Origin of the sequence: Paenibacillus sp. FJAT-27812 (assembly GCF_001273905.1) — a bacterium.
In the GTDB taxonomy this organism is placed as follows: Bacteria; Bacillota; Bacilli; order Paenibacillales; family Paenibacillaceae; genus Pristimantibacillus.
Genome location: NZ_LIGH01000001.1, coordinates 294,325 through 318,557 on the forward strand (window position 1 = coordinate 294,325; position 24,233 = coordinate 318,557).

A 24,233-nucleotide genomic window follows, 5' to 3' on the forward strand; every position below is an offset into this window, starting at 1 on the left:
TATTCATTCTGTTCAAATCGATTTGGCTGATTATAATTGCGAATCCCATAGCTCATTTTTTCGGGGAGAAAAGCGTGCGTTCCAATTGGCCATATTGTAGTTGGATTCGAACAAAATACTTGCTGACCATGTGTTTGCGCTTGAGCGTACGGAGAAATCGTATAAAATTTCGCCATGTGTCCATTCGCTTCGAAACTTGAGCGCTTCAATTGCCATTTGCTTAAAGGCTTGTACCTGTGCGGCAGTCAAACCTTTGTCTACAGCCTCAAACTTTCCATTTTTGCATTCAATCGGATGATGCCTAACGCCGAACTTCCCCACCGCGTTGTTACGGACATGAATCAATACAGTACCTGCGGTTGCATTCGTCAGCTCCCCCTCCAGCTGACGAAACACAAATTCAACTTGACGGGCGAGCGATCCGTATTCCAGCTTCATACTATTTTCCCTCCTTAGTAGTTAATTAGGAATGAGTTTCCATATAGGTCTCAACGCATATTATATAGTCCTTTTCTATCATTTACAACATAAATATTTCGTTTATTTTAATAAATTATAAATATTCTGACATTTAAAATCAATATATTACCTTTATTATACATAATAAAATAAGACTTTTGAATGATCCTCAAAAAAAGCAGGCGATTCCTCAGTCAACAAAAGCTTTGATTGTTGTATAAACATATATATTGGCCTATTGCTCAACCTTTCCGCGCACACGCTAGTATCATTGAACCATTTGCGAAAGATAAATAAAAATAAACAAAATAACTATCAATTACCGATAATAGTATCATTGACTAAATATTGTTACACCGAAAATATGTTTGGTATTTTCCGAAAAGGCTATTGCGCGCGCTATTATTATTTATTTTTTATGAATCGACAATTATAGACCAATTTCGCGACGGGTGCTATAATATGGATAATCTAATAAAAGGAGCGTTTTCATAATGATCCAATGGTACTATTCGCTTTCTGTGCGCAATAAGCTGCTGATCACTTCCTACCTTAATTTAGCGGTGTTTGCCCTCATTATGCTTCTCGTTTTATCTGTATCAGGCGGCTCCATTATTGCAGGCATAATCGTTACGATCATTATGGCAATCGCTACCCTGCCGTTCGTTTCTTTCATTGAAAGGTCAATAAATAATTCCTTCGATGAAATAAAAGGAACAGCGCTACGTATTTCCAAGGGTGACTTCACCCAAAAAATCGACACCAACTCCTCTTCCGCATTAGGTGAGCTGGGCCATTCCTTTAACAGCATGATCGATAAGCTGCGCGACATCCTAACGGAAACGTCTAACATTATCCGTCACGTGTCCGATACGAGCCACAGCATTTTTGACAAAAATAATAATATCCAAATTGCGATGCAGCAGGTCGCTGCCTCTGCCAATGAGCTTGCAACCGGCGCTAATGAAATCTCCGAGGATGTATCCGAAATGAGCGAGTCCATTACGGAGATCGAAGAAAAGGTGTCCGATTACGCTACTTCTACAAAAGAGATGAACACGCGCTCCGAACAAACGCTTCAGCTCGTAGATAAAGGTATGAAAGCGCTTGATGTACAAGCTGACGGCATGCGCCGCAACGTTGAGGCTACCGAGAAAGTATCCGCAACCATAGAAGAGCTAGCCCGCAAAGCACAAGGGATCAGCGCCATCACGACAACGATTTCCGATATTGCGGAACAAACCAATCTCTTGTCCTTGAACGCTTCGATTGAAGCCGCTAGAGCAGGAGAGCACGGAAGAGGTTTTGCCGTCGTTGCACAGGAAGTGCGCAAGCTTGCCGAGGAATCAAGCGCTTCAACCAAACAAGTATTTAACCTTGTGAAGAGCATTGACGAAGGCATCAAGCAAACGATCAAAAATATGAAGACAAACGAAGAAGTCGTAAAGCTGCAAACCGAGCATATTAAGGAATCAGAAGTCGTCTTTACCGAAATTGTTGAAAGCGTTCAGTTCATTACGGATAAAATTTTTGTATTCTCCCAGGAAAGCGATGCGATGCTCGAAAGCGCGCGTAAAATTTCCGGAGCGATTCAAAATATTTCCGCGATTACGCAGCAGTCCGCTGCAGGCACCGAGCAGGTTTCTGCTTCGATGAACGAGCAAATCGCTTCCGTGCAAGCGGTCGTTGAGGAGACCGAGCGGATGCGGACGATGGCGGCTCAGCTGCTCAGAACGATCAGCGTTTTCAAAATGAAGTAATATTGGGGACAGTACATAAGACAAAAGACCATGATCCTCCGCTTAACTGCGGCGAGATCATGGTCTTTTTATTAGGCTTGCTGCTTGGAGCGGTAAGCTGCACGCTTCTCGATTCGAACATCTTCCTTGATTTTAGGACAAGTAAAGCAATAATTTCCGTCCTCCACAAGATAATATAAGCAGCATGCCGATTTCAATCTAACTTGCTTATCAGGATCGCCTAACGACTCCGTCATCCGGAATTTGACGTCGAGCGGATTTTTGCTTCTGCCAAAGACAGCGCCCTCGAGCGATTTCACTATTCCAAAAATCCGTTCGGCCGCTTGTTTTACATGCTCGCTATCTTCCCCATTCATCAGCCGCTCATGGTAGTAGGCAAGCGAGGTTGGAAGTTGGCTCCACAGCATACCCGCGTTTAGCGTTCCCGCCTTGGCTATTGTTTCAAATACGGGACGGACGGTATGCTCAAAAAAGATCATAAGCTTCTCTGTCGCCCATTCCGTGCTATCATCCGTTTGCTCCGGCGCTGCTATCAGATCCGCGTTATGCATAAGGAAAGATACCTCATAATATTGTTCTTCATTATAATAGGCTTTATAAATTTGCGCCGACAAATTATCCAACGACAAGTCCGGAACTTTGTTCCAAGCGGACAGCGTATAAATCAAGCCAAGCATCGGTCCTCTGAACCAGCCAGCCATGTACACTTCTCCTACCGAGGGTTCCGTTCCTTTTATCATTGGCGTATAGAGCTCTAATAATGACTTCATCTTGTTCTCATCCAGCAATTCCGATGCCAAGCAGCTGAATACGAGCTCCTCCGGCTTGTTAACCGTTAGATTAAAGCTGCTCTCAAGCAGCGTAAGCATTTCATCATTCATTGATTTACTCGCCCTCTCTCGCCAGCCCCTGTACCATTTTTAACAATTGCTTTCATTATACCGTGACCGACAATGATTATCAATTAGCCTTTGACATCGTAACGGTCAGCTCGCCAAGCTTCTCGATTTGAACGGAAACGATATCGCCAGCTTGCAAGTAAACACGCTCATCTCTCGGATATCCGATCACAACGCCTTCAGGCGTTCCTGTGAGAATAACGTCGCCGGGAACAAGAGTCATGTGCTTCGATATGTAGCTGATGATCGAACGGCAAGAGAATATCATATCCGCTGTATTGGAATGCTGCTTTTGTATGCCATTCACGCTGCAGGAAATGGAAAGCCCATCGGGATTAGGCACTTCGTCTGCCGTAACGAGATAAGGCCCAATCGGCGCAAATCCATCACAGCTTTTGCCCAGCATCCACTGCGAGGTGCGGCGCTGCAAATTGCGGGCAGACAAATCATTGGCACAGCTATATCCGAATACATAGCTGAGCGCATCTGCCTCTTCAATGTTTTTGGCGGTTTTCCCAATAATGATCGCGAGCTCTGCCTCGTAGTCGACTTCATCGCTGGCAAGCGGCAGCTCGACCGAGCCGCCGTGAGCGCTAAGCGCATTTGCAAACTTATTGAATAAGATCGGCGAGGTCGGAATTTCAGCCTTCGTTTCCTCCGCATGCTTGCGGTAATTCAAGCCTACGCATATGATCTTTTGTGGATTTGTTACCACCGGCGCAAAGGAAAGGCTTGCTTCCTCAAGCAAATAGGAACGATCGGCATCATTTAAAACAAGCTTCATCACTGTCTCCAGCTGAGCTGCCGCTTCCTCGCCGCTTGCCAAAGCCTCTTCGATGGTTTGCGGGGCAGCTATTCCAAAAGCTTGTGATGCAGACGCAACATCGATAATTCCTTCCTCAATCTTAACGCCAAGCCTCAATTGATCCGAATGCTTATAGTGCAGCAGCTTCATTTTAGCGCTCTCCTTCGTATGGTTAAATAAGATCTTATTTTATCTTAAGCCCCTGCTTTTTTATTGTAAAGCGCATGAAAGGCAAGCACATGGGTAAAATAGCGGCACGACTGATTACTATCGACTGCGGGGAATGATACGGCATGCGTAACGTTGTTAACAAAATAGGATTGACTACAATTAGCACTGCTTTAATCGGCTGCTTGCTGCTTAATGTGACAGCGGAGCAAGCAGTCGCAACTGCCAGCGGGCAGAAGCTAGCCGAGACTCATCCGGCCAAAGACGATAAGAAGCGGCGAGCGGCCGACATGTCATGGGTTCGTCTACATAAGCAGTACCCTAATGCTTTTCTCACTAACGGACCCCGCCATACGAGGCGGGTGGCGCTAACATTCGACGATGCCCCCGATCCTAGGTACACGCCAGCCATATTGGATGTATTAGCAAATTATAAGGTTTGCGCCACATTTTTTGTTGTTGGAACACGTGCAGCCAAACACCCTTCGATCGTGAAGCGGATACATAATGAAGGGCATGTTATTGGTAACCACTCTTATAACCATGCCGTAATGTCGAAGCTTTCGTTAACGAATTATCAAAAACAAATTTGGCGTACGGATACGATTATTAAAAACATTGTCGGCTACTCCCCGCATTTTATCCGTCCGCCTTATGGCGAAATGCTGCCGCAGCAGGTGAAGTGGAGCAAGCAGGCGGGCTTTACCGTAGTGAACTGGGACGTAGATTCAGTAGATTGGAAAAACAACCCCAGCAGCGCCGCAATTTTAAAAAATATAAAAAAAACGCTTCAGCCAGGATCAATCGTGCTACAGCATGCTGGCGGAGGTACCGGCCAAAGCTTGGCTGGCACGCTTAACGCGCTGCCCAAGCTTATTCAGCTGCTGCGAAGCAAAGGATATGAGCTCGTAACCTTGCCTGAGCTGGTAGGACAAGACGCAGCCAGATAACGGCTGCCGGAACATAACAAAAAAAGAAGGAATCCACTGATTGCAGCGGATTCCTTCTTTTGTTCAACCATCTATTCTAAAACGAACACTTTTACGTTTTGAATGCCAAATGACATGGCTTGGCTTGAAACGCCTGGAACAAATATATCGATACGGTTGCCTTTAATGGAGCCTCCGATATCGGTTGCCGTTGCAACCATACCGCCCTGCGGCAAACCGTTATAATCATAGCCGGTAACATAAAGCTTCGTTCCTAGCGGAATCATTTTAGGATCAACCGCAATTGTTCCTACTTTAAGCTTATCGCCAAAATAGTCGACTGCTCCCCATTTGCCATTTTCCGATGCTGCTGATGTGTAAGCAGTAGCTTGTACAAGCAAAGCTTTGGAGTAAGCGTATTCTTTACCATTCATGGCTTTGACCGTTTTCGATGAATCAGCGGCAGCGGCAGCCACCGTTTCTGATTTCTTAGCCGTTTCTGCTTCTGTGGTTGGGATGTTAACCTTCAAGCCTTTATATAAATTAAGCGGGTCGATTTTTGGATTCGCTTCCATCAAAGTATCCAAGGGTACGCTATATTGCTTGGAAAGCTTCCAGAATGTATCATTGTCTGTCGATGTATGTGTTTTTGATGCCGCGTTAACCGTGCCTGCCGCCATCATGACGGATAATCCGATTACTGCTGCTGCTAATGTACGTTTTTTAATCATTGGGGGTAAATCCTCCTGTGCTCTTCCGACGTTTCCCAACCTCGGTAGCGTTATTGTAAAAAAAATGGTTAAGGGCGACAAGCGCCCTTAACATTGGCCGTTTGTTCATGCGTCAGCATTCATTAACCAGTAAACTCTTGGACCCACTCGCCGTTTACATATCCTACGCCGATTTTCGTGAAGTTAGGGCTTAGAATGTTCGCGCGGTGACCAGCGCTATTCATCCATGCAGTCATAACCTCTTGCGGCGATCTTTGACCGGAAGCAATGTTCTCGCCGGCATAGGAATAAGTTACTCCGAAAGTATGCATCATATCAAAAGGCGAGCCGTAAGTCGGCGAAGTATGGCTGAAGTAGTTGTTTACATCCATATCTCTTGCTTTCTCTGTCGCTACTTTCGTAAGCAAAGCATCTGATTTCAAAGCCGACAATCCAGCTTTCGCACGTTCTTGGTTAACTAGGTCAAATACTTGAGTTTGGAATGTGCCTGTCGTAGTACCACTTCCAGTGTTGCCTCCAGTTGAAGTGCCTGGATTAGTTGTAGTACCTGTTCCTGGCTTCGTTGTAGTGCCAGAGCCGCTGCCTGTACCTGTGCTAGGCTTCGTAACTGTGCCAGTGCCTGTACCAGGTTTTGTTACCGTACCCGAACCAGTGCCAGTGCCAGGTTTTGTTACTGTGCCTGTACCAGTTCCCGGATTAGTTGTGCCTGTATTTCCATTAGCTCCGCCAGTCGGGAATTGAATCGTACCGCCATTTAGCAGCTTGCTAAGATCTATGCCATATTTATCTGCGATCTGTTTAATCATATCTGGGTTAATCGTGTTAATGCTAACAGGGCAGTTCTGAAAGGTGGAGTATGTTTTCACAGCCGGTGCTGCACCTGCCGTTGGAGCCGTAAAACCTACGCCTGCGCCGATTACTGTTGCTGCTAGTATGCCTGCGACACCTACACGTATTGGTTGCATCTTCATGAATAATTCCTCCTATAATAAGATAAGTTTTTTTTAACTCAACGACTGCGGGCTGAGCTGTTTATCAGCTGCACGTTCGTTTTGTTTGCGTGTTGTTCTTCCTGACGCCACTTATCTTACCATGGGGTTTTGGCTGTTTCATGACACAAAAACTGGATATAGACGAAAAATAGCTTGCAAAACAGCACCATTACTGCTTTATGAGAATATGCTAATGACCGTTTTTAGCTGTTTTTTAGAGTTGACCGCTTGCTTTTCGCAGCTCATTTGCCAGTCGATGTATCTCGTCGCGCTCCGCTTTGGAGCTGGCGGCAAACCATGCAGGCGACAACCAATTAGAGATAATTTTGTTCGCGTCCGCTGGACTCATGTCAACATTCCTCCAATCACGAACAAGCTCTAGGAAGGATGTTTTGTTAACCGAGCTTCCTGGACAAGATTTGCCCGGGTTCATTTCACGGTGAAATTTAATTTGAGCTTCCGGCAGCTTCCACATCGTCATTATGCTGCTTGTAAGCTTAACGGCTGTAGCCAATTGAGCACCTTCAAGCTTTTCAGCGCCGACATCAAAATTTCCGATCATTTCGAACATAAACGGATGGATGCGATCGTTATCCGGGTCGTTGTAGCCGACCGCCGAAGCTGGCGCTTCGAGCAAGGAGCGTCCCTCCCAGATATAACCGTCCGGATCTATGGTCGCGTGCTGCGCGATGTCGCCCCAATTTTGCGTGATCGCATGAAAACGCCACATCGCCTGTATGATCTTCATTTTATCGCTCGCCTTGCGATAATCAGCTATCGTCGGCTTCCATGTGCCATGCACATGGACCTGCGAGAATTTTACCTGTGATACGAATGGCTTTAAGTAATCCACATACTCAGCAAACGTGAATCTACGGAAGTATTTGCGTTCAACAGCCATCATGTTCACTCCCTTTCTGTAAACTCATTGCAATATCATATGCGGTGCGCAATGGGCCCGAAACGGCAGACAAGCAAAAAAGCAAGCTGCGGTTACTACCCGTAGCTTGCTTCCTATAAATGCGGATAGGCGCTGTCTGCTCGTTATCTGCTGCCGAGCTTCACGTTGCCTACATCAGACTTAACAGCAATCTGAATATCTCCGTTTCCGATTTTTCCTTCTATAATACTTTTGGAGTCATTGGTATCGGTAAAGCCCGCCCATTCAACCTTGCTGCTTCCTACGTCCTTCTGAATGTGTATAGCAGCTGATTGCGGTTGTTTGTCTACATTAATGGTCACATTGCCGGTGTCCGATTCCAAAGCAATATCACCGCGAAGCTCATCATTTTCTATGCGTATATTGCCGGTATCCGTTTCGCCCTTGATACTGCCTACGCCATCCGTAAAGGTAACGTTGCCGGTGTCCGTATCAAACAGGATTTCTTTAAAGCTGTAGTTAGACACTTTCAAATTACCGGTGTCGAGTTTCAACTTTAAGTTTTCCGCTTCCATCTGCTCAATCGTAATATTGCCGGTGTCCGTATTGATATCGACGGTATCCCACACCTTCTCTGGAAGTTCTATCGTCAGCTTTAAATTAATAATCGAGATGCCGAAGGTGAAGCTGTTTTTGGTGTTGCCTTCAATATAAAGCGTATCGCCCTTCTGATCTGCTTTTAGCACTATTTTATCTTTATATTGGGCACTGGCATTGCCTTCGAGCCGCAATTGAATATCATCCGAGGTGCCACGTACAAAATTCACGCTGAACGTATCCGTCTTCGCATAAATCGATTTAAGAGATGAGGCATCAACCGTCTTTTCCAGCAAATAGGGATCACCTTTAAACTTCGTCAAATCGTTTTTGCCAAAAACAAAAAATGCACAGAGCACCCCAACGCCCAGCATAATTAAAGCGAAAGCTGCTAGCTTCTTCATTTGTTATTCCCCTTTACGATTCTTGTGTTGAATTTCAAATATTTTAAAGTCATCTTATAGAAGGAAGCCGTTAGAGCCTTCAAGCCGATGATGAGCAAGATCGTAAGCGAGGTCGTAATCAAACCTAGCGTCAAAGCCTGAGGAAGTGTAAACGTCCCGTTCCATATGCTCTCTACGACGATTCCTACGCCTGCAATCCCGAGTGCAGCAGCGGTAGCCCATAATGAGATTAATACAGCAGCTAGCGCCAAGTAAGGGCCTAATATGAAAATAATGTTGAATAGTCCCAGGCTTACCGTCGCAAACACCGCACGGGACAGCTTGCCGAAGCTGTTATTCGTCTCGGCCTGGCCTACCCGGTAGCCAAGCAGCAGCTCGTTTGCAATGATTTTTGGATCTCCCAGCTCGCGGGCCGCATCCTCTTCGCTCTGGCCATTTTCCACCGCTTGCTGGAAATGGATATAATAATCATACAGCCACTCTTTACGCTGCGGCTCCGGTATTTTATAAAGCATGCTCTCTAGCTCCATCATATATCGATCTCTTGTCGTCATGGCTTTAGTCCTTCCTCTACGATTTCATTTACGGCTCTTGTGAAATTTTCCCACTCCGCGATCAGCTGGCGCATATGGCTCCAGCCTTCCGGTGTCAAATGATAATACTTTCGCGGAGGCCCTTCGGTTGATTCCTTCAAATAAGTAGAGAAGTAGCCATCCTGTGTCAATCTGCTAAGAAGCGGATAGACGCTGCCAACTGCTACTTCGAATTTCTCGGATATTTTAACTGCCAGCTCATAGCCGTAGCGATCCCCTCTTGTAGCCAGAACAAGCACGCATACTTCAAGCACGCCCTTTTTAAACTGAATGTTCATTTCTTGTCCTCCATTAGTGAATTCAAGTTATCCTGCCTCATCTGCTCCACTATGAAGCATAACTCACTATTCACTATTATAGTATAGCATCGTGCGCGAATTCGCTGTTTTGTATAATTTACCACATACTATTCTGCAATACAAGATAGTGTGTAAAAAATAATACCTCCGGGCTGCCGGCTCTCGCCAGCCTCTCGGAGGTATCGATAAAAATTAGTTTACGCTGATAAACTTGCCAGTCGCTTGTGATTCGAATGCGCACAAAATAACTTTCAAGGATGCACGGCCGTCTTCGCCGCTTACAGCAGGCGTAGTGTTCGTTAGAATGCTTTCCAAGAAAGCATCAACAACACCGCTAGTCTCTTGCTTGTCGTTAGTCGAGATTGCGCCTACTTTATGCTTCTCAACCGTACCGTTGCGCAGTTCAACGATCACTTGATCGTCAGGGTGCGTGCCGATTTTCATAACGCCGTTCTCGCACCATAGAATCGTGCTGTTGTCTTCGCCTTTGTAGTAAGTCCAGCTTGCTACAAGGGTGCCGATTGCGCCGCTCTTCATGCGAAGCAAGCAGGATGCGTTATCGTCAACTTCCGTGCCTTTTTTGTCAAGCGTGCCAACAAAACCAGCAACCTCGGAAACTTCATCGTCAAGCATCCAGCGGATAAGATCGGATTTGTGAACGCCAAGGTCGCCCATTGCGCCCATAATCGCTTCCGGCTTGCGGAAGAACCAGCTGTTCGCGCCGTCGATGCTCCAGCCATCCGGTCCTGGGTGGCCGAACGATGTGCGGAATGTAAGTACTTTGCCAAGGATGCCTGATTGCAGCACTTGCTTAGCTTTAACATGCGGCGGCATGAAACGTTGGTTGTGGCCAACCATCAAATGAACGCCGTTTTTCTTAGCAGCTTCGATCATCGCTTCCGCTTCTTCGTCTGTAACAGCCATCGGCTTCTCAACAAGCACGTGAGCGCCAGCGTTAGCTGCAGTAATGGACATAGGCGCGTGAAGCGCGTTTGGCGTACATACGCTTACCGCATCCGGTTTAATTTCTGCAAGCATTGTTTCAAAATCCGCAAAAGCTTTGCCGCCATGCAGATTAGCGTAATGCTCAGCACGCTCGATAATCGGATCTACGAAAGCTACAAGCTCAACATTTTCATGAGCTGCATATTCCGGAATGTGGCGATATTTAGAAATAGAACCGCAACCTACAACTGCTACGCGAACTTTTGACATAATGATTTTCCCCTGCCTATTCTAGATTAATTTATTTGTTTAAAAAATTGGATTTCAACCATTCCATGCTTTCTGCCACGGCCTCAAGAGGCGGGTTCGCGCATGTATCCTGCTCAACGATAATCCATTCAACGGATGCTTGCGAAGCAGCCTCGATGATTGGCAGAAGCGGCAAATCGCCGCGGCCTAGCTCAACCGTATCGATTTGCTGGCCTTTCTCGCCGCCGCGGAAATCTTTCAAATGAAGAAGCGGCAAACGACCAGCGTATTTTGCGATGTAAGCAAGCGGATCTACGCCGGAATATTGCACCCAGCCGATATCCATTTCAACCTGCAAGTATTGTGGAGCAATGCGCTCGTACAATGCATCGAATACGATTTGACCGTCGATTTCCACTTCAAATTCAAATTCATGGTTGTGGTAAGCGAAAGTAATGCCAGCTTCACGGAAACGCTTTCCATACTCTTCAAATTTGACGAGATGGCCGCGCCATGCTTCCGTATCGCGAGCTTCGGCTGGAAGCCAAGGGCAGATCGCATATTTTGCGCCGATCGTTTGAAGATAAGCGATTTCCTCTTCAAGGTTGCCTTCAAGAAGATGCAAGCCGATGTGGCTTCCGATTGCTTTCAAGTTTAGTTCTTGAAGCAAATCGCGCATCGCTTCTGCTTTGATATCTCCGTAGCCGGCAAATTCTACGCCTTCATAGCCCATTGCGGCAACTTTGCGAAGCGTGCCTTCAAAATCCTGCGCCGTAGCGTCGCGTAATGTGTACAACTGCAAACCAACATTCATTCTTGTCATGTGAGCTGCACTCCTTATATTTGTTATTTTTGATGTATTTGATTTTGCCTTACGCCTTTCATTATATCGACAGTTTCATACGAAAAACAGTTGTTTTATTAGCCTTTTCTTATGCGATTTTGGTCAATGCTTGTTTTACGGGCTAAAAAAAGAAGAGCAGCTCCGATATCGCCAGCATAGGGCCGTGACAGAGCTGCTCTCCCCTTCCTTAAATATTAATCGTGAACGCCAATTGCTTAGCGCTAGGTGATAGTTTAGCCGTATTGCCATTTATCTCAGCTTCCGCACCTTCTAATGAGACGATATCTCCAAGTCCTTTGAGCGCGATTGAGAATGGTTTGCCGCTTCCATCGACTTTGACGGAGATCGCTCCGCCTTGGCGGCTTGCCGTTACCGTAAGTTCAGTCGCGCCTTTTACATCACGAACGATCGTAGATGCCGCTTTGCCATCCTCAAGGTTGTGCAGCTCTAGGCATACGCCGTCCGCATAGTCGTAATCTGGACGAACATCATTTGCCCCTAGCGCAATAATCGAGTTCGGGCGTACAAATAACGGAAGGCTGAAGAAATCATAGTTCTCCTTGCGCCATGATCCGCCCTCTACGATTTCGCCGGACAGCAGATGCGTCCATTTGCCCGCTGGCAAATAATAAGTCACGTTGCCTTGCTCATTAAAGATTGGAGCTACGAGCAAGGAGTCGCCCAGCATATACTGACGATCAAGAATTTCACTTGTCGGATCTTCCGGGAATTCAAGCACCATGGCGCGCATCGAAGGCAAACCAAGCTCGGTTGCTTGAACAGCCGTATTAAATAAATAAGGCATAATGCGGCATTTCAGCTTCGTGAAGAAGCGTGTTACGTCAACCGCTTCGGTATCATATGCCCAAGGCACCCGGTACGATTTGCTTCCATGCAGGCGGCTGTGGCTCGAAAGCAAGCCAAAAGCGAGCCAACGCTTAAATACATGCTCAGGCGCCGTATTTTCAAATCCGCCAATGTCGTGGCTCCAGAAGCCAAAGCCTGAGATGCCCAGCGACAAGCCGCCGCGAAGGCTTTCCGCCATCGACTCGTAATCGGCATAACAATCTCCGCCCCAGTGAACAGGGAATTTTTGACCGCCGGCAGTAGCGGAACGCGCGAACAAAGCCGCTTCGTTTTTGCCTAGCTTCTCCTCCAGCACTTCAAACACCACTTTATTATAAAGCTGCGTGTAATAGTTATGCATTTTCATCGGATCCGAGCCGTCTGAATAAACGACATCCGTTGGGATACGCTCGCCGAAATCCGTTTTGAAGCTGTCTACGCCCATGTCTACAAGATCGCGCAGGTAGCTCGCGTACCACTCGCAAGCCGCTGGGTTCGTGAAATCAACTAGCGCCATGCCCGGCTGCCACAAATCCCACTGCCATACGTCTCCGTTTGCTTTCTTCACTAAATAGCCGTTTTGTCTGCCTTCCTCGAACAAGCGCGAGCGCTGCGCGATATAAGGATTAATCCAAACGCAAATTTTGAGTCCTTTCGCTTTCAAACGGGCAAGCATACCGACTGGGTCCGGGAAAACACGCTCATCCCATTTGAAATCCGTCCAGTGGAATTCGCGCATCCAGAAGCAGTCAAAATGGAACACATGCAGCGGCAGATCGCGCTCAGCCATGCCGTCAACGAAGGAATTAACCGTCGCTTCGTCATAGTTTGTCGTGAATGACGTCGTCAGCCATAGACCAAACGTCCATGCCGGCGGCAGCGATGGCTTGCCTGTCAGATCGGTATATTTGTTAAGCACATCCTTCATGCTTGGACCGTCGATAATAAAATATTCGAGTGATTCGCCCGTAACGCTGAATTGTACCTTCTTCACTTTCTCGGAAGCGATCTCAAACGAAACGAGCTCCGGGTGATTGACGAATACGCCGTAGCCTTTGTTCGTGATGTAGAAAGGTACGTTTTTGTAGGATTGCTCGGAGCTTGTGCCTCCATCCTTGTTCCAAAGATCAACGACCTGGCCGTTTTTAACGAATGGCGTAAAACGCTCGCCTAAGCCATACACCCACTCGCCAACGCCAACATCCAGTTCCTCGCGCATAAACGTGTTGCCATTGTCTTCTTTAATGTAAGCCATCGATTTTTGCGTGCTGCCCGTAATGCGTTCGCCGCCGCGGTAGAAATCGACTGCCCATACCGGGCCTTTACGGATATGAACGCTCAAATTGCCGCTTGTTAGAACGGCTTCTTCATCGTTTTCTTCAATAATGACATGATCGCCGGTTTGCGAGGATAACTCGAATGCCGGACCGCGTTCCACTACTCCCGCGTTATGCACGAGCTTCACGCCGATAATGCCTGGCAGCGGAGAATGAAAATGAACCGTTAACAGCATCGTATCGAGCATATTAGAGCGCGTTACGATTGGCTGCGGAGAGGCGTAAGCCGTCAGTTTTCCTTCCTTTTGCTCAAAATCATGGACCTGTACTGCTCCTAATACTTTGTATTCATCACGAATGAGCCAGTTGCCGTCTGTAAATTTCATGGACTGAACCAACCTTCCTGTTTTGTTTTATTTGCTTTCTTATATAATTGCATTATACTGATAGTTAATCGCATAAATCTAACAAAATCATGCTCATCTATAGCACTATTCTGACGATATGCCTCTTCAGATGCTATTCATCATGAATCAAACACAGGAGGCCCTTGCAAAATGGATCAAACTACACGTCATTCATTAAAGGAAGACCGTCTACACGGTGACAATATGTTCCCGCTTGCAGCCTATTGGATTGAACATCATGAAGCCGGTGTCCCCGTCCTGGATTGTCACTGGCATGCCGAGGCTGAATTTTTTTATGTGCTTGAGGGCGAAGTGCTGTTTCAGGTAGATACCGATTATTTTCCTGTCCGGGCTGGCGAGGCGGTCTACATTGATGGCGGCGACATTCATGCCGGACATGCTCTTGGCGATAAAGCATGTTCGTTTTGCGCCATTGTGTTCGATACGCATTTGCTTGCGAGCGCAAGCTTTGATGCCGTGCAGGAACGCTACATCTCACCGCTTCAAGATAAGAAACGAACGTTTCCGAGACATATTCAGCCGAAGACGGATTGGGAGCGTGCGCTGCTTCATCATTTGCAAAGCATCATGAACGTTTATGAGAGCCAGCCCCCCGGTCTTGAGACGGCAGTGAAGGGCCGCTTCTATTTAATGCTCCACGAGATCGCAGCGGTCGGAGCCTGCTGCAACCGCAGCGAAACAAGCATGTCTGACTCAACTAAGATTGACAGGCTGAAGAAGGCCATCGAATATATGCAGCAAAACTTCCACCGTCCCATCCGAATCGCAGAAATCGCCGATCAGATTCCGATGAGCGAGGGACAATTTTGCCGATTTTTCAAGACGATGACCAGGCAAACGCCTATTGAGTATTTGAATGCCTATCGGATTAGGCAAGCGACCGAGCTGCTGCTCAGATCCGAGCTTAAGATATCGGCCGTAGCGCTTGATGTCGGATTCGATCATATTAGTTATTTCGTTAAAGTATTTCGCAAAATGATGAAATGTACACCTTCGCAGTTCCGCAAAAAGCAGCTAGAAACGTCGGAACGCAGACTATAGTTAGCAAAAAAGGCGCATTTATATGACTTTTTGCCAAAAGTTACAGCTTTGTAACCAAATACTCACCGAATTTTAAGAATTATTTAATAATTGTCAGTTACACTATAAAAAAAATCCTTCGCGGGATGGAGGTCCATACTTATGAAAACGATGCTGATGTTCCAAAATAAAACGATACCTGTCTATTTAACCGATACGAATAAACAAGCCATTGAAAAGCTGACCGCTGTACTGAATCGCAAGCTGACGACAGGCAAAAACGCATTAAAAACGTGTATTAAATCATTAATTAGCGTAGAGATCGTAGGCAGTGAGGCTACGCTTCATTCTTATTTTGAACGCGACACTCTAACCATTTCTCTTTATTAATCCTATAAACAGCATATACACTCAAATAGGGTGTCCCATATAAGTCTAAACAGACTTTTGCGGGACACCCTTTTTATGTTTTGAATAATAGTAAACTTTAAAGTTGTCTACTTAACTTTTAGATTATATAATAGGAGCAAACCGAACGGAATGAGGCGTTTCCATGAATATTGAGGTTACCAGCCATAACATAAAATTTCTTGAATGTTTTGCATCGGACACAAGAATCAAAATCATTGAGCTTCTGAATATCAAGCCCATGAATATTAAGGAATTGGCAGAAGCGCTCGGCATCTCCTCGGCTATCGTGACCAAGCATATACAGAAGCTTGAGGAGGCTTTAATTGTAACGACGGAGAGCGTTCCAAGCACGAGAGGACGCCAGAAAATATGCCATCTGACGCTGGAATCAGCAACGCTGCAGTTCCGCGTGAAGGAGAAAAAGGATCAAAATCGGTATGCCGTTTCGATTCCGATCGGACAATACTCATCTTATGAGGTTAAGCCGACCTGCGGACTCTCGTCAGATACAAAAATTATCGGAATGGTTGACGACCCGCGTTACTTCTCAGATCCCGAGCATGTGAAAGCATGCCATCTATGGTTTGGCAGCGGCTATATCGAATACCGCATCCCCAATTATTTGGTTGGCAAACAAAGCGTAAGAAGCATTTCCATCTCACTTGAGATTTGCTCGGAAGCACCGCACTACAATGAAAATTGGCCGTCTGACCTATCCTTTTATTTGAATGATAGCTGCTTAGGCGTATGGACCTGCCCGGGTGACTTTGGCGCCGTTAAAGGCGTATACACCCCGGCTTGGTGGGAGCTCGGAACGCAGCATGGCTTGCTTAAGCAGATCACCGTCGACTCGGAAGGCTCTTACATCGACGGCATTCGGATGTCTGATCGGACCGTGGAGGATCTTGCCATAGGTTATGGAGAAGATATCCGCTTCCGGATATGCGCACCCGAAACTGCTACACATAGCGGCGGATTAAGTATGTTCGGCAAGCAGTTCGGCAATTATGACCAGGATATTCAGGTGTACGTCGCTTATTAGTCGCTTATTGATGGTGAAAACGCAAAAGAAGGAGATGCAAGCATTTGCGCATCTCCTTCTTTGTTGCTGCCGATTCATTGTTCATGGCTCTTCTATTTTGTTGCGGTTGTCTGCTCTTGCTGCGGCTGTCTTCCGCCGCCTCCGCCTCCGAAACCGCCAAAGCCGCCGGCGCGAATCGTGATCGACTCCGCCTCTTGTGAATCATCCTTAAGCATAATGGACAAAATATCATCTGCCTTGAGATCCGCAAGCGCGACATCCTTCTCTACCATTTGTTCGTTCTCGAACGTGACTGAGACTATTTTGGTCGCATCCGTAACCTCGACATCTACCGTCTCGTCCGTGAACATGGCGCCCATACCTCGTCCGCCGCCTTCGGGCGCCGTTCCATCCCCAGCGGGAGCTTGCGGTCGCTCACCACTCGCTGGCTGTTCACCATCCGCCGGCGGCTGCTGTCCCTCGCCGCCCGCACCGTCTCCTTGCGGAGGACCGCCTTGTCCCATCGCTGATTTAAAGAGCGTTATCGTTTGCCCATTAATCGACTTCACTTTTCCCATCAGATCCGCTTGAGCGCCCATCTGCCTCATGCCTGCTCCGGAGCCCTTTGGCTGCGTGCTGCCGTTTGATCCATTTTGCTGCACTTCTCCCGGCGAATCTGCTTTCGTTTCAGCCGATGTCTGCTCCTCCTGCACCCCGCAGCCCGCTAGAGCCGCAGCGATTACAACCGCGCTAAGCATTACTTTCCATTTGTTCATATCGTTCATCTCCTATGAATATGGTCCATATTCCTTATGTTCATACTGAATACTAGCATTCGATTATGAACAAGAGATGAACGAAAACTAAATCAGAGATTAAGATTGCTAGACGGGCGATCGCCTCTTCCAGTTGCCCGTTACAAACAGAAGCGTGCCGATCCAGCCGCAAATGGAAGCGATAATGAGCAGAACCGAGAAAGATACGCTCGTTGAGAGTGACGAGCTGAGAATAGGTCCAATCGTGCCGCGAAACCCGAACAGCATCAAATGCAGCCCGAACACCATCGCCTCGCGGCCTGGCGCCAATCGGAAAACAAAAGCTAAGATTCCGATGTCCCAAATCGCTTCCCCGACCCCTTGAATCGCATTACCCGTAATAACCGCAGCATAGCTGCCCCATAATCCGTAAAGCATCGGTACAATCGCATAAGCGGCAATGCCGCATAACAGCGTATATTTAATATCGATCCGATCGATCATCCAGCCCGCTAGCCAAAAGGTAAGCAGCAGCGCTGTAAAATAAGCGACGCGCGCATAACCGATTTCTATGTTGGACAGCTCCAGCACATCGACTTGAATAATTTGATAGAGAGGATTCGCAAGCATATTGCCAAAGCCTGCAAATGTAGTAGCTGCTAAAAAAACGGCAAGCGTTCGATTTTCCTTAACGAGCTTCCATTGCTCCTGCAGCGGAAAACGGCTCTTTTTTAACATAGCCGGCTTTATCTCTGCCTTATGCTCGGGCAGCTTGATCGTGTTAAACAAACCAATGGAGAGTACGCCTGCAATAGAAGCCGCGATAAGCGGGCCAGAAGGGCCAAACGCATCTGACCAGCTTCCGACCAAATAAGCGAGCGGAATCATGATGATCCCCATAGCCACACGTACATAACCCATTAATCTGCCCCGTAAGTCCGAAGGATACATACGAGATACGAGCGCCGCATACGCCGGAGCCTGGATGCCCATTAATAGTTGAAACAGGAGCGCCGCAGTTACATACACGGATGGATAAGCAAAAAAGGCTGGCAGCAGCAAAAGCAGTCTTCCGATCGCATTAGGAATGATGACGAATGGCTTTGGATTATTCGCTTTCTCAATCCAACTGGCCCAGAAGGGTGAAAATAATAAGCCAACCGCGGGTGCGGCCGCCAATAATCCTACCTGAAAATTGGTAGCGCCCTGTTGAATCGCGAATGCCATGTAAAACTGATTCAAAACGACGTTAAATAAGCTGAACAAACAGGATGCGCCAAGATCGATACGGGCGTTTCGCCATACGTTAGCGCTCATAGGCATTCCGAATTTCAACATGCGTGAGCTTGCTTTGGCCTCGGGTTTCATGTGGGTGGCTACCTTCTTCTTTATGTAGGTTGTAAACGGTCAGAGGACCCCTTGCGCCGCAAAGGATCCTCTCTCTTGCACTTCATTTGATTGGATATTACTACACTCCTCTCTTTTTGTACAGCATAAGTTACAGGTAGATTTGGCCGCGTCCGCTGAGCGTTCTTCCGGGCGGTTCTTCCTTATATTCCGCTAGTATGATAGACTTTTTCTCAAACGGTTAAAGCCATTTTTCACATTATTGGAGGGTATTTAAGTGAGTATAGCAATCGGAATCGATATTGGCGGAACAAAAATAGCATTTGGATTTGTAGATGAGCAAGGAGACGTAATTGCCAAAGGCTCGCTCAAAACCGATCTTACAGTCGCGCCGGACGTCATGCTTGCGAGAGTCGCAAACGCGGTCAAGCAGCTGGCTGAGCAAAACGGGCTTTCGATTGAGACGTTAAAAGGCGTTGGCGTTGGCGCTCCCGGCCCGCTCAACACGCAAAAAGGCGAGCTAACATGCCCGCCAAACTTAAAAAGCTGGTGGGGCTTCCCTGTCGTAGAAGCTCTTAAAGCACATTTGCCACTACCTATCAAAATGGAGAATGACGCTACCGCAGCTGCGCTTGCCGAGAAATGGATCGGAGCGGCGAAGGATTCGGAGCATTTCATCTTTATTACGATAAGCACCGGAATTGGCGCAGGCATCTTTATGCACGGCAAGCTGCTCACCGGATCAACAGGCAATGCCGGCGACGCAGGCTTTATGCTCGTGGATCAAGCTGGCACGCCTTGGGAAGTGGTTGCTTCCGGCACAGCTGTTGCCCGTCAAGCGACGGAGCTGCTTGGCCGTGAAGTTTCCTCCAAAGAAGCCTTCGAGTTGGCCGCGCAGGGTGACCCGCAAATGTCCGTGCTGGTGAACCGCGTGTTTACTTCAATCGGCATGGGCTGCGTCTCGCTCATCAACATCCTTGATCCGAACAAAATCGTCATCGGCGGCGGCGTTTCGCAGGTTGGCGAGCCGTTATTTGCAGCGGTAAGAGATTATGTCTCCAAAAATGCGCTTAACCCTTCGGGAAGAGAAGCGGCAATCGTTCCCGCTTTGCTTCAGCAGGACGCAGGCCTGATCGGCGCTGCCGCATTAATTCAGCAAACGTACTAAAAATAAAAGGGCAGTCCTTCAAGGTGGTTAAGCCTTAAAGGACTGCCCTTCTCTTAAATAGCACGCCGATCCCGTTAAATCTGGCGAAGCCCGTTCAAATACGTCTGTATCGTTATCTTTAAGCTTTCATCAATTGCGTGGGGCATCCCAAAGCCGCCCTTCTGCTCAATCGAGGCAAAGCCGTGCAAAAAGCTGCGGAAGCCCCGCACGATGTGTATCGACTGGTCGTGGTCCAGCTTGTAATAGCTTAGCGTATTCACAAGCAGGTCAACCACTTGCTGCGCGACTGCAACATACTCCGCTTCATCGGCGTCCGGCGAGCGCAGGGTCAGCTCATATAATCCTGGATGCTTCCTTGCAAAAGCGATATAAGCCGCAGCTATCGCATGTATGGCTTCATCGCCCGTCTTATCCTTTAACGCTTCGCTGATAGCTATGTTGAGCTTCTTCAAGCCGTATACGGCAAGCTCGATGCGCAATCCATTCAAGCCGCTCACATGATTGTATAATGAAGGTGAACGAACGCCGAGCTTTTGCGCAAGCGATGCCAACGTCACTTCCTGTATGCCATGCTCATCCGCTATCGCTGCTGCTTCCTCTACGATAGTAAGCAAATCCAGTCCTCTTCTAGGCGACAAGGCCATCCCCCCTTAAGCTTCTATTTTGCCAAAGACCGTTCCGCCACATTTATCGCTTTTTCAATCAACCGCTGCGGCTGAGGCACCATATTGCCATGTCCCGCCGCAAGCAGCGAAGGCTTTAAATCCCTAAGTCGACGCGCGGTCTCGAGGCTTGTTTGCTTATCCCACGTTGCCATTGCCGGAAAAGGAAACAGCAGCTTCATTTGACCAGATACCGCTACGCCTGCACGGGTTTGGAAAGCATCTCCAACGATCAAAATATCGTTTCTCGTATCAAGAAACGCCATCGAGCCTGGCGTATGGCCCGGCGCTGCTACGGCAAGCAAGGAGCCAATCCGATCTCCCTCCTGCAAAAGAACATCCGGCTTCGTGCGCACCTTCTTCGGTACGCCGCCGCGAATCGGAGTGTTCGGCTCGCCTTTCTCAAGTGAACGGTCTCCCTCGAGCAGCTTAGCATCCCTTTTGGAAATGTAGACCTGCGCTTTCGGAAGCTGTTCCTTTAACCCATCGAGGGCGCCGATATGATCATCATGAGCATGCGTCAGCACAATTCGTTTAATGGGTTTACCCAGCTGATCGGCTGCTTGAAGAATAGCCTTCACGTTATTAGGCAGCGCTGCGTCCACAAGCGTCAAGCCGTCTTCCTCCTCAACCAAGTAGCAATTAACCGGAAACACATTTGGCAAATAGGTTAGCTGTGCAACAGTTTTCTCACGAATCATTCTCATCCTAATCGGCCTCCTCGAAATAAAAACTAATACCGTTAGTTTTATAATAAACTAATGGTATTAGTTTTTGCAAGCCCAAATTTAATATTTCTTTTCGCTTAGGAGAAAAGCTTCAATTTCCGCTTTGCCTGGAATCGAGGATTGAGCGCCTGCCTTCGTAACTGCAAGTGCCGCTGCCGCAGCGGCAAACGTTAAAGCCTTCTCAACCGGCAAGCCATTTGCGCTTGCGGCCGTATAGGCGCCAAAAAACGTATCGCCTGCTGCCGTCGTATCGACCGGCTTCACCCGGAAAGCAGGGATTGTTGCTGATTCGCCCTGTGCATTTTGATAAAAACAGCCCTTCTCGCCTAGCGTAATGATGACATTTTTCGTTCCTTTTGCCAAAATCCACGTTGCAGCTTCCGCTGCCGTAGACGGATCGCTTACCGCGAGGCCAGAGATGACAGCCGCCTCAGTTTCGTTAATGATAAGGGTATGTATGAGCGGGAATACATGCTCTGGAATCGGTCTTGCAGGAGCCGGATTATAAAACACATGGACGCCGCTGCCGCTTGCGCTGGTCATAACGGACAAATTTGTTTCCCATGGGATCTCATTTTGGAGCAGCACCGCATATACATTAGACCAATTGCCAACGCTTGCTGCCACATCGTCTGACGTTAACTGCCCGTTCGCCCCCTCGGATAAAATAATATGGTTCTCGCCTTCTTCGTTTACCGTAATAATCGCGAAACCTGAAGTACCTTTTTTGCGTAATACGTGTTCTGTGGCAATTCCATTATTATACAAAGCATGGATTAGCGTCTCGGCAAAAGGGTCCTCGCCCACCGCCCCGATCATCGTGCAGCTTCCGCCAGCTCGGGCTGCTGCGACAGCTTGATTCGCACCCTTGCCGCCCGGAAAAAAGGAAGTAGCCGTGCTCGGAATCGTCTCCCCCGGCAGCGGAAAATTTTGGACATTGCTAACGATATCCATATTAATGCTTCCAACGACAAGCAATTTTTTCATCAATGATTCAATCCCTTCCAATGTTCGCGTTATCCCATTCGCAATGTTCAAGCATGAAACTATTTTAACAGAAGGAGTAGATAATCACATGATTACCGCTTTTATCATTGGCTGTGAAATTGGTTTTTGGGTATTTGTGCTTGCCGGTCTATTATTCCGCTATATTTTTAAATTGAAACTGTTAGGCACTCTCTTCCTATTGGCTACACCTCTAATCGATTTGGCGCTCGTGATCGCAACCGTCTATGATCTGCGCGGCGGCGCTGAAGCCACGTTCGCCCACAGTCTGGCAGCTGTCTATATTGGTGTTTCCATCGCTTTTGGGCATCGCATGATCAAATGGGCCGATGAACGGTTCGCTCACCGCTTCGCTGGCGGACCCGCCCCAGCCGGAAAGCCGAAATTCGGCGCTGAGCATGCAAGATATGAAAGGAATGGATGGCTGCATCATCTATTAGCATGGGCAATCGGTTCCATCATCTTGTACGTCATGATTAGGATGGTTGGAGATGAAGCACGAACAGTAGCTTTATTTCATACGCTTCGTCTCTGGTCACTCGTGCTCGGCATTGATTTTCTTATCAGCTTCAGCTATACGCTGTGGCCGCGCAAGAAAAAGGAGCAGGTTCAAAAGTACTAAACTCGCTAGAGAAATATTTCGCTTTGATCAAAAGTAAAGAAAACATGAATTGGCGGTGCAGGGACTACTCCTGTACCGCCATCTTTCTATTTTTAGCTATAGCAGCCAAATGGAGTAAATGAAGAGCAAGCGAAAGAGACGCTGCTAAGTGATAGGCTCTTCCAAAATCTTCGCTTGCAACTAATCAGGCATGAGGGCGGTGGTGAAAAGAGAGCTTCAGCGGACAGAGAATCCTTTATTTTTCTAATACAACGATTATTGTGGCGTTCGCGGACTCAGGTTCCGCTATTCACTCAAAAAACCAATTTTAACCTCGTTTAAATGGAGATAACGGATCTCCTGTCCGCTTCTTACAGCAAAATGGTCAAAACGCAAATATAACGGAACTTCAGTCCGCTCATTACACATTCATGTGTTGCAATACATTAGAAAGAAGAAAACCTTCTTCGTCCGGACTGATCCATGCGCATTATTCCATTCCAACAAACATGAAAACAAAGTCTGACACAAAACCGAAATACGGAAGAAGAAGGTCTCAACTATCAATTGAAAAAGCCCCCGACCTCACCTTGAAAGTGAAGTTGGAAGCTTAGCTTTTATGATCCGCACTTCAACTGTGGGCGAAAACAAACCAAGATAAGGCTTTGGGACAGCCTCTTTTCCATTACTTGCCCGCGCTTATCTAGTGATCAACTGTTCTCGGCTTGGACCTACAGATACGCTTCCGACCCTTACGCCGACGGCTTCTTCTACGAACCTAACATATTGCTGCGCCGCCTCCGGCAATTGCTCAAAGCTGCGCACGTGAGAAATATCGCATTTCCAGCCTGGAAGCCGCTCTAGTACTGGCTTTGCCGAATCAAGCTTTGCCGTAACCGGGAAGTGCTCCTTTACGATTTGACCGTCCAGCTCATATGCAGCACATACCGGTATTTCCTCTAAGTAGCCAAGCACGTCGAGGTTGGTCAGAGCAACCTCCGTAGCGCCCTGGAGCATGCAGCCATAACGAGTTGCCACCGCATCAAACCAGCCCATCCGGCGCGGCCTTCCCGTCGTTCGCGTCTTTTATTGGACAGCCAAGACCAGCAGCCCATACGGTTTGAAACTATTGGCGAGCATCCGCTGCTGTTATTGGAAAAAGGGAGCAGCACTCGCCGTTTTCTTGAAGAGCATGCCGAGTCGCATGGGGTTAAGCTCGTCCCCGAGCTTGAGGTGGGCAGCCTCGATCTGCTTGCTCAATTCGCAAGAAGCGACTTCGGTCTCGCCTTTCTCATTCGCGCATAAGTTGCAGATGCGCTAGCTTCAGGCGAGCTTATTGAAATCCCGCTGCACCCGCCTACTCCCGCTCGATGCGTTGGCATCGCTACGCTGCGAGGTGTTCCGATTTCC

25 protein-coding genes and 1 pseudogene are annotated in these 24,233 nt (G+C 47.6%); 8 read left to right on the forward strand and 18 right to left on the reverse strand.

The annotated features are described in order from the left end of the window. Positions 1-30: 30 nt before the first annotated feature. Positions 31-438, reverse strand: coding sequence for a hypothetical protein (locus ADU23_RS01330; RefSeq protein WP_053372093.1), 408 nt, complete (start codon positions 436-438; stop codon positions 31-33). Positions 439-956: 518 nt separating this feature from the next. Between ADU23_RS01330 and ADU23_RS01335 the strand changes: the two genes are divergently transcribed. Beyond that, positions 957-2,219, forward strand: coding sequence for a methyl-accepting chemotaxis protein (locus ADU23_RS01335; RefSeq protein WP_442950641.1), 1,263 nt, complete (start codon positions 957-959; stop codon positions 2,217-2,219). Positions 2,220-2,290: 71 nt separating this feature from the next. Here the strand turns inward: ADU23_RS01335 and ADU23_RS01340 are convergent, their stop codons facing one another. Together ADU23_RS01340 and ADU23_RS01345 are read right to left on the reverse strand one after the other, a co-directional pair. Beyond that, a complete protein-coding gene (locus ADU23_RS01340; protein ID WP_053372095.1) occupies positions 2,291-3,100 on the reverse strand; it encodes a (2Fe-2S)-binding protein in 810 nt (269 codons plus the stop codon). A 79-nt stretch (positions 3,101-3,179) separates the two neighbouring features. Further along, positions 3,180-4,073, reverse strand: coding sequence for a fumarylacetoacetate hydrolase family protein (locus ADU23_RS01345; RefSeq protein WP_053372096.1), 894 nt, complete (start codon positions 4,071-4,073; stop codon positions 3,180-3,182). 143 nt (positions 4,074-4,216) lie between these two features. Here ADU23_RS01345 and ADU23_RS01350 point away from each other — a divergent pair, with 143 nt between their 5' ends. After that, on the forward strand, positions 4,217-5,041 hold the full coding sequence (locus tag ADU23_RS01350; RefSeq protein WP_053372097.1) for a polysaccharide deacetylase family protein: 825 nt from the start codon (positions 4,217-4,219) through the stop codon (positions 5,039-5,041). Between the two features lie 71 nt (positions 5,042-5,112). On the opposite strand, the gene ADU23_RS01355 is transcribed toward ADU23_RS01350, so the two are convergent. The 9 genes from ADU23_RS01355 to yicI form a co-directional block, all read right to left on the reverse strand. Next, positions 5,113-5,751 (reverse strand): 3D domain-containing protein, encoded by a 639-nt coding sequence (locus tag ADU23_RS01355; RefSeq protein WP_053372098.1) that lies wholly within the window; start codon positions 5,749-5,751, stop codon positions 5,113-5,115. Between the two features lie 122 nt (positions 5,752-5,873). Continuing rightward, the gene (locus tag ADU23_RS01360; RefSeq protein ID WP_053372099.1) at positions 5,874-6,722 is read right to left on the reverse strand and encodes a CAP domain-containing protein; all 849 of its coding nucleotides are present in this window, start codon (positions 6,720-6,722) and stop codon (positions 5,874-5,876) included. Between the two features lie 235 nt (positions 6,723-6,957). Further along, the gene (locus ADU23_RS01365; RefSeq protein ID WP_082310958.1) at positions 6,958-7,647 is read right to left on the reverse strand and encodes a peptidoglycan recognition protein family protein; all 690 of its coding nucleotides are present in this window, start codon (positions 7,645-7,647) and stop codon (positions 6,958-6,960) included. A gap of 140 nt (positions 7,648-7,787) precedes the next feature. Further along, positions 7,788-8,624 (reverse strand): DUF4097 family beta strand repeat-containing protein, encoded by an 837-nt coding sequence (locus ADU23_RS01370; protein ID WP_053372101.1) that lies wholly within the window; start codon positions 8,622-8,624, stop codon positions 7,788-7,790. Next, positions 8,621-9,178, reverse strand: coding sequence for an HAAS signaling domain-containing protein (locus ADU23_RS01375; RefSeq protein ID WP_053372102.1), 558 nt, complete (start codon positions 9,176-9,178; stop codon positions 8,621-8,623). The genes ADU23_RS01370 and ADU23_RS01375 overlap by 4 nt, the downstream gene beginning before the upstream one ends. Then, positions 9,175-9,495, reverse strand: coding sequence for a PadR family transcriptional regulator (locus ADU23_RS01380; protein WP_053372103.1), 321 nt, complete (start codon positions 9,493-9,495; stop codon positions 9,175-9,177). The genes ADU23_RS01375 and ADU23_RS01380 overlap by 4 nt, the downstream gene beginning before the upstream one ends. 213 nt (positions 9,496-9,708) lie before the next feature. After that, positions 9,709-10,731: a Gfo/Idh/MocA family protein gene (locus ADU23_RS01385; RefSeq protein WP_053372104.1), complete on the reverse strand. Its 1,023-nt coding sequence runs from the start codon at positions 10,729-10,731 to the stop codon at positions 9,709-9,711. Positions 10,732-10,762: 31 nt separating this feature from the next. After that, positions 10,763-11,533, reverse strand: a complete 771-nt coding sequence (locus ADU23_RS01390) for a sugar phosphate isomerase/epimerase family protein (protein WP_053372105.1) — start codon at positions 11,531-11,533, stop codon at positions 10,763-10,765. 208 nt (positions 11,534-11,741) lie between these two features. Further along, positions 11,742-14,063, reverse strand: coding sequence for an alpha-xylosidase (yicI, locus tag ADU23_RS01395; protein WP_053372106.1), 2,322 nt, complete (start codon positions 14,061-14,063; stop codon positions 11,742-11,744). Between the two features lie 171 nt (positions 14,064-14,234). Here yicI and ADU23_RS01400 point away from each other — a divergent pair, with 171 nt between their 5' ends. The 3 genes from ADU23_RS01400 (at position 14,235) to ADU23_RS01410 (ending at position 16,578) form a co-directional block, all read left to right on the forward strand. Further along, positions 14,235-15,146 (forward strand): AraC family transcriptional regulator, encoded by a 912-nt coding sequence (locus ADU23_RS01400; protein ID WP_053372107.1) that lies wholly within the window; start codon positions 14,235-14,237, stop codon positions 15,144-15,146. 141 nt (positions 15,147-15,287) lie between these two features. Then, a complete protein-coding gene (locus tag ADU23_RS01405; RefSeq protein WP_053372108.1) occupies positions 15,288-15,515 on the forward strand; it encodes a hypothetical protein in 228 nt (75 codons plus the stop codon). Positions 15,516-15,678: 163 nt separating this feature from the next. Beyond that, positions 15,679-16,578 (forward strand): ArsR/SmtB family transcription factor, encoded by a 900-nt coding sequence (locus ADU23_RS01410; protein WP_053372109.1) that lies wholly within the window; start codon positions 15,679-15,681, stop codon positions 16,576-16,578. A gap of 92 nt (positions 16,579-16,670) precedes the next feature. Here the strand turns inward: ADU23_RS01410 and ADU23_RS01415 are convergent, their stop codons facing one another. Together ADU23_RS01415 and ADU23_RS01420 are read right to left on the reverse strand one after the other, a co-directional pair. Beyond that, positions 16,671-17,333: a hypothetical protein gene (locus ADU23_RS01415; RefSeq protein WP_053372110.1), complete on the reverse strand. Its 663-nt coding sequence runs from the start codon at positions 17,331-17,333 to the stop codon at positions 16,671-16,673. Positions 17,334-17,441: 108 nt separating this feature from the next. Further along, the gene (locus ADU23_RS01420) at positions 17,442-18,680 is read right to left on the reverse strand and encodes an MFS transporter (protein WP_053372111.1); all 1,239 of its coding nucleotides are present in this window, start codon (positions 18,678-18,680) and stop codon (positions 17,442-17,444) included. Positions 18,681-18,936: 256 nt separating this feature from the next. On the opposite strand from ADU23_RS01420, the gene ADU23_RS01425 reads away from it, so the two are divergent. After that, entirely contained in the window at positions 18,937-19,827 is an 891-nt protein-coding gene (locus ADU23_RS01425) for an ROK family protein (protein WP_053372112.1), read from the forward strand. 74 nt (positions 19,828-19,901) lie between these two features. Here the strand turns inward: ADU23_RS01425 and ADU23_RS01430 are convergent, their stop codons facing one another. The 3 genes from ADU23_RS01430 to rbsK form a co-directional block, all read right to left on the reverse strand. Further along, entirely contained in the window at positions 19,902-20,465 is a 564-nt protein-coding gene (locus ADU23_RS01430) for a TetR/AcrR family transcriptional regulator (protein ID WP_053372113.1), read from the reverse strand. 20 nt (positions 20,466-20,485) lie between these two features. After that, complete coding sequence (locus ADU23_RS01435; RefSeq protein ID WP_053372114.1) at positions 20,486-21,196, reverse strand: MBL fold metallo-hydrolase; 711 nt, start codon at positions 21,194-21,196, stop codon at positions 20,486-20,488. A gap of 81 nt (positions 21,197-21,277) precedes the next feature. Then, positions 21,278-22,204 carry a ribokinase gene (rbsK, locus tag ADU23_RS01440; protein WP_053377411.1) on the reverse strand — a complete coding sequence of 309 codons (927 nt, stop codon included), beginning with the start codon at positions 22,202-22,204 and terminating at the stop codon, positions 21,278-21,280. An 88-nt stretch (positions 22,205-22,292) separates the two neighbouring features. On the opposite strand from rbsK, the gene ADU23_RS01445 reads away from it, so the two are divergent. Continuing rightward, the gene (locus ADU23_RS01445) at positions 22,293-22,844 is read left to right on the forward strand and encodes a hypothetical protein (protein ID WP_053372115.1); all 552 of its coding nucleotides are present in this window, start codon (positions 22,293-22,295) and stop codon (positions 22,842-22,844) included. 678 nt (positions 22,845-23,522) lie between these two features. On the opposite strand, the pseudogene ADU23_RS01450 reads toward ADU23_RS01445, so the two are convergent. After that, positions 23,523-23,900: pseudogene (locus ADU23_RS01450) on the reverse strand (adenylosuccinate synthetase); the annotation flags it as partial. A gap of 12 nt (positions 23,901-23,912) precedes the next feature. Here ADU23_RS01450 and ADU23_RS33405 point away from each other — a divergent pair. Further along, on the forward strand, positions 23,913-24,128 hold the full coding sequence (locus ADU23_RS33405) for a LysR family transcriptional regulator substrate-binding protein (RefSeq protein ID WP_053372117.1): 216 nt from the start codon (positions 23,913-23,915) through the stop codon (positions 24,126-24,128). Positions 24,129-24,233: the final 105 nt, after the last annotated feature.